11 protein-coding genes and 1 pseudogene are annotated in these 13,085 nt (G+C 40.4%); 4 read left to right on the forward strand and 8 right to left on the reverse strand.

All coding sequences use genetic code 11. The features are described from left to right. Positions 1 to 2,295 (reverse strand): retention module-containing protein (locus AC1EU0_RS07195; RefSeq protein ID WP_480301576.1); only part of this gene is annotated, 2,295 nt, incomplete at its 3' end. A 230-nt stretch (positions 2,296 to 2,525) separates the two neighbouring features. On the opposite strand from AC1EU0_RS07195, the gene AC1EU0_RS07200 reads away from it, so the two are divergent. Together AC1EU0_RS07200 and AC1EU0_RS07205 are read left to right on the forward strand one after the other, a co-directional pair. Next, a complete protein-coding gene (locus tag AC1EU0_RS07200; RefSeq protein WP_480301578.1) occupies positions 2,526 to 3,866 on the forward strand; it encodes a DEAD/DEAH box helicase in 1,341 nt (446 codons plus the stop codon). A gap of 15 nt (positions 3,867 to 3,881) precedes the next feature. Then, positions 3,882 to 4,316 (forward strand): DUF3010 family protein, encoded by a 435-nt coding sequence (locus tag AC1EU0_RS07205; protein WP_480301580.1) that lies wholly within the window; start codon positions 3,882 to 3,884, stop codon positions 4,314 to 4,316. Between the two features lie 21 nt (positions 4,317 to 4,337). Here the strand turns inward: AC1EU0_RS07205 and AC1EU0_RS07210 are convergent, their stop codons facing one another. Continuing rightward, positions 4,338 to 5,990, reverse strand: coding sequence for a phosphoethanolamine transferase (locus tag AC1EU0_RS07210; RefSeq protein WP_480301582.1), 1,653 nt, complete (start codon positions 5,988 to 5,990; stop codon positions 4,338 to 4,340). Between the two features lie 160 nt (positions 5,991 to 6,150). Here AC1EU0_RS07210 and AC1EU0_RS07215 point away from each other — a divergent pair, with 160 nt between their 5' ends. After that, on the forward strand, positions 6,151 to 6,576 hold the full coding sequence (locus AC1EU0_RS07215) for a hypothetical protein (RefSeq protein WP_480301584.1): 426 nt from the start codon (positions 6,151 to 6,153) through the stop codon (positions 6,574 to 6,576). Here AC1EU0_RS07215 and AC1EU0_RS07220 read toward each other — a convergent pair. From AC1EU0_RS07220 to AC1EU0_RS07230, 3 genes are read right to left on the reverse strand one after another with little or no spacing between them, the layout of a single operon-like run. After that, a complete protein-coding gene (locus tag AC1EU0_RS07220) occupies positions 6,541 to 9,597 on the reverse strand; it encodes an AAA family ATPase (RefSeq protein ID WP_480301586.1) in 3,057 nt (1,018 codons plus the stop codon). The genes AC1EU0_RS07215 and AC1EU0_RS07220 overlap by 36 nt on opposite strands. Beyond that, the gene (locus AC1EU0_RS07225) at positions 9,597 to 10,739 is read right to left on the reverse strand and encodes an exonuclease SbcCD subunit D (RefSeq protein ID WP_480301587.1); all 1,143 of its coding nucleotides are present in this window, start codon (positions 10,737 to 10,739) and stop codon (positions 9,597 to 9,599) included. Before AC1EU0_RS07225 ends, AC1EU0_RS07220 begins: the two co-directional genes overlap by 1 nt. 9 nt (positions 10,740 to 10,748) lie before the next feature. Next, the gene (locus AC1EU0_RS07230) at positions 10,749 to 11,516 is read right to left on the reverse strand and encodes a TSUP family transporter (RefSeq protein WP_480301589.1); all 768 of its coding nucleotides are present in this window, start codon (positions 11,514 to 11,516) and stop codon (positions 10,749 to 10,751) included. A gap of 151 nt (positions 11,517 to 11,667) precedes the next feature. Between AC1EU0_RS07230 and AC1EU0_RS07235 the strand changes: the two genes are divergently transcribed. Then, the gene (locus AC1EU0_RS07235) at positions 11,668 to 11,826 is read left to right on the forward strand and encodes a hypothetical protein (protein ID WP_480301591.1); all 159 of its coding nucleotides are present in this window, start codon (positions 11,668 to 11,670) and stop codon (positions 11,824 to 11,826) included. A 64-nt stretch (positions 11,827 to 11,890) separates the two neighbouring features. Here the strand turns inward: AC1EU0_RS07235 and AC1EU0_RS07240 are convergent, their stop codons facing one another. The 3 genes and pseudogenes from AC1EU0_RS07240 to AC1EU0_RS07250 all read right to left on the reverse strand — a co-directional run bounded on the left by AC1EU0_RS07240 (position 11,891) and on the right by AC1EU0_RS07250 (position 13,082). Then, a complete protein-coding gene (locus tag AC1EU0_RS07240; protein WP_480302042.1) occupies positions 11,891 to 12,277 on the reverse strand; it encodes a ribonuclease E inhibitor RraB in 387 nt (128 codons plus the stop codon). A gap of 6 nt (positions 12,278 to 12,283) precedes the next feature. Then, positions 12,284 to 12,511: pseudogene (locus tag AC1EU0_RS07245) on the reverse strand (RNA-binding S4 domain-containing protein); the annotation flags it as partial. A 37-nt stretch (positions 12,512 to 12,548) separates the two neighbouring features. Continuing rightward, entirely contained in the window at positions 12,549 to 13,082 is a 534-nt protein-coding gene (locus tag AC1EU0_RS07250; RefSeq protein WP_480301593.1) for a GNAT family N-acetyltransferase, read from the reverse strand. Positions 13,083 to 13,085: the final 3 nt, after the last annotated feature.

The raw sequence follows: 13,085 nt of genomic DNA on the forward strand, positions 1-13,085 counted from the left end.
ATCTAGGCTGCGCGTTTCATCATCATCGGTGTAACCACTGATGAGTGGGTTGACCGTGATGTGCCCGGTACTGCCATCACCATCTCTGTCGGTGATGCTGACAAAGAAGTCTAAGTCGCCATCCGATGGCGTTTGTATTTGGTGGTACTGTATAAACTCCCAACTACCGATGTCTGGGTTGAAAGTGAACTCAAATGCCACGTACAATAAGTCGCCATCCTCAGCGATACCTGTGATCACATTTCCATTTTGGTTTAATGTAATTTCATGGCCAGAGGAAGTAATAAGCCCTGATTCTGTGAAAGGCTGAATGATTAAACCACCTTCTCCGTCTCCACCCCATTCAGCATCAAGCGTGCCGCTCGCAATACCAATAGGACCAGGCCCAGTTCCACCATTCACTTCAACAACATCCACTGCAACTTCCGTAGCATCCGATGGACTGTCATCTTCTATCACCACAAAGAAGCTACCAGTGTCGACATTACCTTCGCTGTCGGTGACGGTGACGCTAAAGTTCGGAGATTCGACATCTTCAGCGTTGATATTTTCATGTTCTAATGGCTGCAGTAAGGTGACATCGTACGTCCATGTGCCGCCCGTGGTGTTCGTTGGTGCATTGAGCTTGATGGTCATCACTTGGTTACTATCCGGATTGCTACCGGTATAGCCAATCAGAGTTTGACTGCTGTCATCCCATTGCCAGTTAACTGCATTGTCTCCTGAGGTGAGGTTCACATCAGGCCCACTCAGTTGCACCGTAAGTTCATCACGGTCCACATTTGTCAGAACAATTTCACCGGAGTCGGTCACACTGTTGGTTTGGTCAATGACACCTTCATCGTCTTGAAGACCATTTTCTAGTCCTTCTTCTGAGATGTACACGTTGCTAGTGTTGATCACAAGGTCATCATTGACTGGCTCAACAGTAATGGTCACTTTTGCTTCATCGGTATCACCATCGGCATCCTGTGCAACATAGCTGAAAGTTACTTCGCCATTGTAGTTAGCCGTTGGTTCAAAGGTGATGGTTCCATCTACCGCAATGAGTACATTGCCATTTGTAACCGCTATCGTTTGGGCTACGCCCGGTGTCACAGTGTCTCCATTGATGGAGACTATAGCTTTGCCGCCATCTGGGGCGATGTCGTTGGCGAGAAGGTCTAACGTGACGCTGCCGTCCTCAACTACGTCGTAACTATCATCAATGGCATCAATCAGATCGTTTTGTGGCGAGACTGTGATGCTCACATTGGCTTCATCGGTATCACCATCGGCATCCTGTGCAACATAGCTGAAAGTTACTTCGCCATTGTAGTTAGCCGTTGGCTCAAAAGTAATAGTACCGTCAGCAGCGATTAACACTTGGCCGTTGGTGACTGCGATAGTTTGAGCTGCTCCGGTAAGAGCGACACCATTAACGGATTGAATCGCCAACCCACCGTCAGGCGCAGTATCGTTTGATAGTAAATTTAATATCACTGAGCCATCTTCAGGTACCGAAAAGCTATCAGGAGATGCATTTACATCATCATTTTCCGGAGTAACCACTATCGTAAGTGTGGCCGATGCCCCTGTATTAGTTGTATAAGTAATTAAAGGTAATGTGCCATTCCAATTTGCATCAGGCTCAAAACGGTAATTACCATTGGCATTAACAACCAAATTTCCGTTCTCAAGCTGAATACTCTGTCCGGCTGCAAAGCTTTGACCGTTAATTAAGATATTGGAAACCAATAGATCAGAATCTGGATCTAAATCATTTGCCAATACATTACCTACGGCAACTTGATCTTCAGTAATGGTATTTGAGTCATTAGCTAGAACTGAATTAAATAAAACAATGCTTTGGTCTTGAGAATCTACGTTAGGGTTTCCTCCGGCTACCCCAAAAGTATCAAACCCTGCTTGAGCAATGGTCTCGTCGCCTGTTCGGTCAACGGCCACAAAATCGAACCCACCTTCTTGCTGTGTTCCACCCGCTGCGGTTTCAATAGCTAAGGTTGGATCTCCACCCGCTAAAATGATTGCCTGAATATTTTCGATATCATTGGCATCGGTGACAGAAAGTAAATTATTTGAAACATTAGATGAGGTAGAATCCTCAGAGCTTGAATGAACTTCGCCATTTTCAAACTTAATAGAGAATAGTGCACCATCAAAAACAACGATGCTTGCTCCCTTGGGAATGAAGTCTCCAGCCTTGGCACGATATTCAATATCACCCAAAGTAACTTCAATTTGACCATTAACAGACTGAAACTTGCCTGATTTCAAGACAGTGAACAATTCCATGTTAGCCCCTAAACGCTCATCCTTGAGCGGAGAATTGATTAGATTTTATACAATGTAAAAAGCCAATATAAAGGGGGGGCCTTTGATAGTCAACAGTTCATTTAACAAATGTATAACAGTAACAAATAATTCATTAGCACTTTATTTGAACACTTTTAGTCATTTAAATTTGCTCTATCAAAGTGAGATTCAGGTATAATGTTTCTTGATTAAAATACTGGAGTATTCTTTTGCAATTTACTGAGTTTTCATTAGACCGCCGCATAATTGAAACCATCAACCACATGGGGTTTACTGAGGCGACACAAATACAACAGCAAGCCATTCCGGTGGCAATGGTTGGTCGAGATCTAATGGCTTCGTCCAAAACAGGCTCTGGTAAAACATTAGCGTTTCTTTTACCTGCTATGCAAAGAGTAATATCCACAAAAGCATTAACGAAACGAGATCCTAGAGTTTTAATCTTATTACCTACTCGTGAACTAGCGCAGCAAGTGTACAGTCAGCTTCGTTTATTAGTTGCAAATACACGATATAAAGCGGTTAGTATTCTTGGCGGTGAAAACTTTAACGACCAAGCTAAAGCACTCGCACAAGATCCTCACTTTATTGTTGGAACTCCAGGTCGAGTCACAGATCATCTATTTCAGAAGCATTTGTATTTGAATGGTTTGGAATTTTTGATTCTGGACGAAGCAGATCGCATGCTCGACTTGGGCTTTGCACCTCAGCTTAGAGCCATACATAAAGCCGCAGATCACCGCCGCCGTCAAACATTAATGTTTTCAGCCACACTAGAACACGATGAAGTAAATGAAATTGCAGCTGAGTTATTAAAAGAACCAGAGCACATCTTGGTAGATAGCGGTCATTCAGAGCACAAAGATATCACCCAAAAAGTGTATTTATGTGATCATTTAGATCATAAAGAAGCCATTCTTAATGCTGTTCTCAAGCAAGATCAGCAAAAACAAATAATCATCTTTACCGCGACGAGAAATGATACTCAACGCCTTGCAGATAAATTGAATAAAGATAGCTTTGAGTCTATCGCTCTGAGCGGTGAGTTAAATCAAAGTGCTCGTAACAAAATAATGGATCAATTCAGCCGAGGCCACTACCAAATCCTTGTTACTACTGATGTAGCATCTCGAGGATTAGACTTACTGAATGTATCTTTGGTTGTGAATTTTGATATGCCAAAGATGACCGAAGAATACGTCCATCGTATCGGACGAACGGGTCGTGCAGGTGCTAAAGGCGATGCGATATCTCTAGTTGGGCCAAAAGATTGGGAAAGCTTCTTAAAAGTCCAGACTTTCCTGCGCAAAACTTTCGACTTTTCAACATTCGAAGAGTTAAAAGGCAAATTTAAAGGCTTTAAACCTGAGCCTAAAAACAAAGCAAAAGCGCCAAAGCCATATGCAAAAGCTTCTGCAAAACGTAAACCGCAAAATAAAAAATCGAAACCAGCCCAGAAACGGGACAATCGATTTGCCAATTCAATAGATATTGGTGATGCGCCTATGCGTCGTAAACCAGCAGCTAACTTACCAATAGACGAAGATTAATAATTAGGAAATACAATGAGAATTTGTGGTGTAGAACTATCTGGTGGCGAAGCCATCTTATGCTTGTTAAGTTACGAAGGTGATACTTTTACAGTTCCAGAATGTAGAACACGTTCATTCAGCGTATCTAAATCGAGCGAAACTGACAACATTCGTGACTTCTCCTTTGCATTCAATAAACTGATGGAAGATTACAAAATTGATCGTATCGTCATTTTAGAGCGTCACCAAAAGGGTAAGTTTGCAGGAAGTGCCACCAGCTTTAAACTAGAAGCGGCAATTCAATTACAAGAACGACCTGTCGATTTAATTTCTGTCTTAGATATGAAGGAGCAAATTAAACGTAACCCTCCACATGTAGACTTCGATACGCTTGGTTTAAAGAAATTCCAAAAAACGGCTTTTGAAACCGTTTACGCATATCAAAACCGTTTAATCTACCAGAAGTAGCATCAATCCAGCGGAGTTATTTCACTCCGCTTTTTCTCCACGACATTCAGAGAATATATCCATCTTCTTATCGTAAACTGAAGTTGATACATCCATTAAACCAAGTAACGTGGAAAATAAGTTATCTTGGCTATAGGCATTGTGAGCATTCTTCCTTAAACACTGACCATTAATGTTTTTAATTTTGGCAAAACTATCGGACATCCAAAACATCCACGGCACACGCTTTTGTTCTATTGGTGCAAATTTATAAGGTAATCCATGTAAGTAAATACCATTTTCACCTAGTGACTCACCATGATCTGACATATACATTAAAGCCACATTATGACTAGTTTCAAAACTCTTCAGCAAATCAATGGCTTTTGCCATAACAAGGTCTGTATATCTCAAGGTATTGTCATAAACATTATAAATTTGTTCTGTAGTGCAGTTTTCGATATCCGATCTTTGGCAACTTGGTTGAAAGAAGTCCAAAGATTTAGGGTAACGCTCAAAATAGGTTGGGCCATGGCTTCCAATTAAGTGCAATACTACAAACTTGTTGCCTTTCATTCCTTTAATTTGTGAAGGCAAACCTTGCAGTAAGGCTTCATCTTGACAACTTGAACCATTACAAAACTCATTGACCTGCGAAGTATCCAGTTTTATTTGACGAACATTCTTTGCCACATGCTTATCACCTCCGTCATTCTCTTTCCATAACACATCTATACCAGCACGCTGCATAATGTCTAACACATCATCTTGGTTATCAGCACGGTTAACATCAAACTCTGTTCGATTCATATTAGAGAACATGCACGGCACTGAAACAGCTGTAGCCGTGCCGCAAGAGGCCACCTTAGTAAACACAAAAGGCTTAAACATTTGAGTATAAGGAGTGGTATTCCGATGGTAACCGTTAAACGGATAGTTTTGCGCTCTTGCCGTTTCACCTAATAAAAAAATGACTAAGTTCGGCTTTTTAGAAACTTTTCCACCAAAGCCATTGGGATCCAATTTAGCATCTAAGCCAATTTTTTTGTAAGACAGCTTAGGACTAAAGTACTTTTGCTTTACCAATTTAGTGACACTATAAAAAAATTCGGTAGGGATCACTAAATCCTGTAAATGGTTATGGGTACGACCAAAAGATGCATAGTCTTTATAAAAAATAGCCGCAATAGAGAATATCCCAACCACCACAAGAAGTAGCACTTTAAGCTTTTTAAGCACCATATTTTTAAAAGAGATGGCTTCTATTTTAACAAAGACTAAGATCAAGCTCGGCAAAATGCCTAACACCATCACCCAACTGATTGAAAGCGGATTTATATATGAAAAAGCTTCTCCTACATTAGTATCAAAAATATTGATCAACATATCTTCATTGAAAATCACACCATAACTGAAACTGGCATAACTCATTGCACTAGAAATGATCAATAACGGAATAAAAACCAATTTGATCAATCTAGGCCATGCCAGTACATGAAGTGCGAGATAGATAATGAAAAAAAAGAAAAGTGGGATAGATACAATAAAGTCGATACTGTGCTGTGGTTCTTTTACAAAAATGTCGTACAACTTATGATAAACGGGGATATTTAGTACCAAGGTAAAATACAAAGCTAAAAATGCAACGACTCTCCCAAATGATTTTTCGCGCTCAAAAAAATTTTTTAATAGCATCCCTTAACCTCACAATCCCTAACCTTTTGTCTTGATTAAGTTAAGTACAATTCTAAAGATTTGCAGCACTATCAAGGACGATATTGTGAACCCAAAAACATTGACTGAGAATAGTTTTTATTTAGAATGCATTAAGTATTGATAAATTGAGCGTACTGAAGTGACTAAATTAGAACGAAAGCAAATTAAGAAGTTCGACAAGCTTTTGAAAAAAGTCTGCAAAAAACAGGCTAAGAAGTCACTGCCAAAACTTGACGTTCAATCTTCAAAAAAACAGCTCAAAAAGCAGCGAAAAAGATTAATAAAAGAAACTTATAGGCAACTCAAACTTCAATTTAAACTGCCTTCGAAAAAAGATATAAAGCAACAAGCAAAGCAAACCGTATTACAGCAGTTAAATATCCAAACTAGCCAGAACGATGAGCAGTACTCTTTTGATTCAATCCCAGCTATTTCCCTAACCGTACCGCTAAAAGCAAAGCCTTGTGGTGGGTGCCCTGCTCTTAAAAACGGTTTATGTAAATGCGCAATAAAAAAACAAAATCGCAAGTTAGATCGCAACCACCCTTGCCACGCTGCCGGTTGAGTTTTTTGAAATATCTATACGCTGCTGAATTTGCTCTTTCATTTCAGTAACGTGAGAAATCACCCCAATCGTTCTGCCTGTGGATTGTAAATCCATCAGTGTTCGCACCGCTAAATCTAAAGAGTCTTGATCTAAGCTGCCGAAGCCTTCATCAATAAATAAGGTATCGAGCTTAATGCCACCCGCATAGGCTTGTACAACTTCGGATAATGCGAGTGCTAACGATAACGCAGCCATAAATGACTCACCGCCACTTAACGTTGCTACATCTCTAACTTTAGATGTATAAGCATCCTCTACCTCTAAATCGAGTCCAGATGCCTTATTACCTTTCGCTTTATCCTCTTTACGATATAAACGATAACGCCCCTTACTCATCACACTTAATCGAGTACTGGCATCCAATAGTACGTCATCCAGCAACACACTTAATACAAAACGGTTTAAACTGATTTTGTTCCCTGTTTGTCCGTTAGCAATGTCAGACAAAGTACCCACAACCGCATACTCTTGCTCTAGGGATTTAGAGGTTTCATCGACCTCAGCCAACTTTGTTTGAATATTGTGTAATTGGGAACGAGTCGACTCCAATGCCTGCCAAGCTTGCTCTTTATCTTTCAATAACTGCTGCTTTTGCTTCACAACCTCTTCAAGCAATGCCGTTTCTGGTTGTTCTTGCCCTTCCAGATCTTTATTTAACCCAGACACTTGAGCCTCATTAACGGCAAGCTGCTGCTGATATTGCTCAACTTGCTCCTTTAATTGAGCTTGCCTGTCTTGGTCAATGATCGATTTTTCAACGGCCTCTCCATCTGCAAAGCCAGCATCTGATGATTGCTGCTCAAAAACTTTTTGAGCTTCATCACTATTAGCTTGTGTCTCTTTTACTCGTGCTTCGGCACTGGTTAATACTGATTTGGCAGACGCTAGCTGCTCATTAAGTTGTGTCGATTGTTGTTGAAGATTTTTGAGATGTTTATCTAAATCTTGAGCCAACTTTTCAGCATTCGACAAAGAGGACGAGAGTTGTTCAGCATCATTTATATTGTCTGGTAATTGCTGCTCAACAGATGCTAGCTTTGTTTGAAGCTCTGTGACTATTTTGTCTTGGCGGTTTGCCTCAGTAGTTAATGACTCTAATTCTTGACGTCGTTGCTGTTCTTGCTGCTCAATCCCTTGTAATTGCTGTTGGATTTGGTTCAAGCTACTTTGAGCTTGAATAGCTTGCTGCAACTGAGCACACAGAGCTTTATGCTGATTTTTCCATTCTGATATAGGTTGAATTAGGTAGTCGGCTAATTGTTCTTTTAAAGGCTGCATTTGAGTATTTAACAGCTTTAATTGATCTTGCAAACTCGAATACTGACTTCTAGCGTCATTTAGTTTTTGAAGTGCTTGCTGCTCAGCTTTAGCGACGGAGTCTAACTGCTGCTCAGTTGGTGGTGTCACACTTGCTGTCGCTAACTGAGGGTGCTCAATACTGCCACATACAGGACAAGCATCGCCATTATTTAACTGACTTGCTAATACTGCCGCTTGGCTTTGATGCCAAGTTAACTGTAACATTGTATATTCTGACTCAGCTTGCTGATAGTTCGCTTTGAGGGTTAATCCCTGTCGTTTAGCTTGCTCAAGTTGCTGCTGTAAACCGTTGACTTGCGCTTGTTGCTGCTGATATTGCTGATAGTGGCTCAACATGCTTTCAAGTGTATTAACTTGATTTTGCAACTCAAACTGAGCGCTGGACTGCTTTTGTAATTCTACGACTTGTTGTTGTAACTGTACTTTATTATCTGCCAGTTGTTGTAATGCTTGCTTCGCTTCACCCTCTTTTTGTTTTCCAATATTAAGCTGCTGGTTGTTGCGATGCACTTGCTCTACAAGGCTTTGTTTCTCAATAACTAAAGGTTGTAGCTGTTGTAATCGTTCCAACTTAATATGAGCTTGTTTGAGATCAGATTCTAGTTGTGGTTGCTGTTGTAGTTGCTGTTGAAATGCTTGTAGCTCGCCCTCAATTTTCTGTAATTGATGTTGCACATTTTTAAGCTGAAGCTCTGAATTACTATGTTCTTGCTGGCGTTGCTTAAAATTCTTAAATACAGGTAATAGTTTACTGGCTTGATGAGCTTGTTCGAGCTGATGTTTGATTTGATCAATATTTTCAGCTTGTTGCTTTAATTGCTGCTGCTTTTCTTTTGCGTTATTAAACTCGACAAACTTTTGCTTAAGTTGCTGCGCCGATTCTAACGACTTAGTTGCCGTCTGTAATTCCATTTGAGCACTATGCTTTTGCTTTTCAGCTTGCTCAAGTTGCGGCTTTAACGTTTCGGTTTGCTTAACAAGTGCTTTATCCGAATCCAACTCTGCCGATTGCAAAATGCCTTTACGTTGGTTACGAATATCTTGCACTTGTTGGCGAATCGAGGCTGATTGCTGTTTAAGCTGATCTTCAATTCGTTTATAAATTTGAGTTTGGAACAACTGACCAAAAATCTTTTCACGAGATTTAGAATCGGCCATTAACAGTTCACGAAACTTGCCTTGTGGCAACACCATTACTTGTCTGAATTGTTCAACATCCAATCCGATCAGCTGCTCTATTTCAGTCGTCGCTTCAGATACTTTAGTTTCTACCAATAGGGTTTGTGTGCCGTCGGTTTCAATTCGATACAACTGAGCTTCTGGCTTTTGCTGGGTAAAACCATCACCACTTTTTTTCTTACGCGCTTGCTCAGGCACACGGCGAATACGGTAACAATCTTCACCTAAACGAAATTGAAACGTCACTTCCGTTATTAAATCATCATCGGCCATATCACAGCGCATTTGAGTGCCTTCACGTTCATTGCCTGTAGTTTTTCCATATAACGCAAAACAAATGCCATCAAGAATGGTGGTTTTACCTGCACCTGTAGGGCCATTGATCAAAAACAAGGCATGTTCAGACAGTAAATTGAAGTCGATGTCTTGAGTACCTGAAAAAGGCCCAAATGCTGACATGCTTAATAATTCAGGCTTCATTAGTTATCCTTGTTTTTATGTAGCTGTTCCAACAAATTGCCCATTAACGCTTGCTGATCGTTATTTAAATTCTCCCCTGTCATTTCAGTAAAGAAACTGGAGAACATATCCATTTCATTTTGCTTGATGTGCTGACGCCTGATTTCTGTTTTTTCTGAGCTTGCTAATAAACCGACACGCTCAAGATGTAACACATTAGGATACACGGCTCTTAGTTTGCCCATAGCGTCTAAGATGGCATGCTTATCTTGCAAACGTACGAGCATATAATCCTCTGAGTTAGAATCACTTTTGCCTTGCTCAATAATGTCTTCAAGAAAGCCGTCTATCACTCTGACATCTCTAGGGCTTGTGAGCGGCAATAGCGTAATTGCCGGTTTATTTGAGTCGCAGCCAAACTCCACCAACGTGACGGATTTATTATGATTAGTTTCACTAAACGAATATTTCAACGGTGAGCCTGAGTACCGAACATGCTCAGCCCCTTTGTACTGTGGCCCATGCAAATGACCAAGGGCCACATAATCAAATGGCTCAAATAAAGTAGCACTGATCTTATCAGCGCCTCCCACACTCAATGGTCGTTCGGACTCTGAATCAATCGCTCCATCAATAAAACAATGGCTGATTACCACCTTAGGTAAGCCCTTACTATCGTGATCATGTATTTGCTTCAACAAAACATTCATGGCTTGTTCGTGGGTACTGACCTCACAATCAAACAACTCTCTCACTCGTGATGGTTCAGCGTACGGAATAGTATAGAAAATCGCATTGCCATTTTTACCTTTCAGCTCGATATGGCAAAGTGTTTTGGTTAAAGGCCCAATGATATGAAGGCCACTGTCTGACATCTGACTAGCACCAAAACCAAGCCGCTGATGGCTATCATGGTTACCTGCAATCATGATTACTTGAATACCCAGTCCGAGTATTTGATTGAGTGCTTTATTGAGTAACTCAACTGAAGTTGCTGGAGGCACCGAGCGGTCATAAATATCACCAGCAACAATTAAGGCATCAACCTTGTGCTCTAAGGCAAGCTCAATAATTTGGTTGAGCACAGCTACCTGCTCATTATGCAAAGATTGGTTATGGAGATATCGACCGATATGCCAATCAGAAGTATGCAGAAATTTCATTTTTTGCTCCTAAGTAGAAAACTGATCAAGCAGTAACTTGATACTCATGGCTAATGACATAGTCACTACCATAGGACGAATCAACTTAGTCCCTTTTGATAACACCAACCTTGAGCCTAAATTAGCGCCAAGAGCTTGCCCTACCATCATGGTAAGACCCAATAACCACACCACATGTCCACCAATAATAAAAACAATTAACGAGGCGATATTGGTAGAAAAATTAAGTAACTTTGCGTGAGCCGTTGCCTTTCCTAACCCAAAACCGTACAGCATGACAAAGGCTAGAGCGAAGAAGCTTCCTGTTCCGGGGCCAAAAAAACCGTCATAAAACCCCACACTAATTGCAGCAGTGAATGCAAATAAAGTTGGAGTAAGCACTTGGTGCTTATCATCATCGGATAGCTTTTTAGAAAATAAAAAATACAGCCCAATTCCAAATATTAAAAAGGGTAACACCAACTTTAAAATTTCAGCATCAATCTGCTGGACTGTGAACGCGCCAAGTGCTGAACCGATAAAGGCACAACCGACAGCCAACCACATTGTATTTAACTTTACGATACCGTGGCGGATAAAATACCAACTGGAAAAAAAGCTGCCTGCACTCGCCTGTAATTTGTTCGTTGCTAATGCTGCTACAGGAGGTAAACCAGCCCACATTAAAGCGGGAATCGTCAACAAGCCACCTCCACCAGCAATGGAGTCAATAAAGCCAGCTAATGCCGCAATAGTAAATAGTATTAATGCGATTTGAATTGTTAGCTCAAAGTCCATACTCATCTCAATAAATATATGAACGTGCATTATACGTCTTAACTAATGAAATCAAACGGTAAACTTTTTGAGCTATTTTAAAAACACATCTAAAATTATTAGTGAGCTGCGCCCAAAGTGGCGTTAATCAAGGAGTATTAAAGGTTTAGTTATGAGCAAGGATTATCGCTTCGATAAAGATGAGTGGGATGAAGATAGTGACCACGTTGAGGCAAAGCAAGAAAAACGTAAGTGGAAAAAAGAGAAAGACTTTAGAGCCAAAAAAAAGAAGTCTAAATTTGATGAAGATGAGATCAGTAAAAACTATTGATTATATTCTCACAAATACTCGAGATGCCTGCTTGCGCAGGCATGACATATAACAGAGTCGAAAGCTAGTGAGAACAAGATTCTCCACACTCATGCTCGTCATCAGCGAATTCATCATCACCCTCTTGATGTTGCATCACGCCCCAACCATCAGAGATACCATCATATTCTTCAGCATAAGTATGAAGTTCTGACTCAGTAGCAATGATGGCATCATACTCAGGCATCATATGAATAGAAACAATCAATTCCCACTTTGTCGATTCTTCATTGAACAACAATTCAACTTCACCTTCTCGATCAGAATTAACAAGATCTTCAAGTGCTGTTTCAGCATCACGCTGTTCATCGAATACTAAGAAAAAATCAATATTTTGTGGCTTAGATAGATCCATTCCCGCATCCGCCATAGCGGCTAGCATTTGCCCGTTATCATCATCTGGAAATGACATCACTTGCTCCTGTGAGGTGATCATCACCGATTCACCGTTAAACGTTACTACATCACCCGCAACCACTTTTTTACGCTTGCGAGTTTCAACTTCACCATTTACTAGAACATAACCTTCAGAAATAACGTGCTTAGCTTCAGCTCCAGCACTAATCATCCCCTGAATTTTTAAAATCTTATAAAGCTCAATAAACTCATCACCTGAGCGGAGTTCAAGTGTTTCAATTTCAGACATGAATTAACCAATGAAAAATAAAAGGGATTATACTGGTTTATCGAGGGATTTCCCTAGACAATAATCCATAAACATAGTCATCACTCCAGTTTTGACCTATTTTAATGTTTTCTCGCAATAAACCTTCTTGCAGAAACCCTGACTTTTCGAGGACTCGTTGCGAACTGATATTTTGAGAAGAACAATAAGCAACAAATTTATGAATATCAAACTGCTCTCTTCCCCACTTGGTAATAGTTTTTAAGCTTTCAGTAGCATAACCTTTACCTTGCTGTTGTGGAGATAACATATACCCCACTTCAACATGCCTTAATTCAAGATCAAAACAATGAAAGCCATTGTATCCAACAAACTCTCCTTGGGTATCTTCCATCACCAACATAAGCCAACCACCCGATTTAAAAGTCCAAGGTTGGGTTTTAATATTGAAACGGCTGCGAATATCGCTTTCTGGTAATACTTCACGAATATAGCGATTAACCTCAGGCGACAGGTTTAACGTTAAATAGTTATCCCAATCAGACTCATTCGGCACACGATATGTGAGATTCAGGCTTGAAGGCAGGTTCATGGC

This window comes from Parashewanella sp. 2210YD4-3, from assembly GCF_056591735.1.

Bases quoted from the DNA above. Each gene is read 5' to 3' on its own strand.
- AC1EU0_RS07235 (WP_480301591.1), top strand. From the start codon at position 11,668: ATGAGCAAGGATTATCGCTTCGATAAAGATGAGTGGGATGAAGATAGT.
- AC1EU0_RS07250 (WP_480301593.1), bottom strand. From the start codon at position 13,082: ATGAACCTGCCTTCAAGCCTGAATCTCACATATCGTGTGCCGAATGAG.
- AC1EU0_RS07210 (WP_480301582.1), bottom strand. From the start codon at position 5,990: ATGCTATTAAAAAATTTTTTTGAGCGCGAAAAATCATTTGGGAGAGTC.
- AC1EU0_RS07240 (WP_480302042.1), bottom strand. From the start codon at position 12,277: ATGTCATTTCCAGATGATGATAACGGGCAAATGCTAGCCGCTATGGCG.
- AC1EU0_RS07205 (WP_480301580.1), top strand. From the start codon at position 3,882: ATGAGAATTTGTGGTGTAGAACTATCTGGTGGCGAAGCCATCTTATGC.
- AC1EU0_RS07220 (WP_480301586.1), bottom strand. From the start codon at position 9,597: ATGAAGCCTGAATTATTAAGCATGTCAGCATTTGGGCCTTTTTCAGGT.
- AC1EU0_RS07225 (WP_480301587.1), bottom strand. From the start codon at position 10,739: ATGAAATTTCTGCATACTTCTGATTGGCATATCGGTCGATATCTCCAT.
- AC1EU0_RS07230 (WP_480301589.1), bottom strand. From the start codon at position 11,516: ATGGACTTTGAGCTAACAATTCAAATCGCATTAATACTATTTACTATT.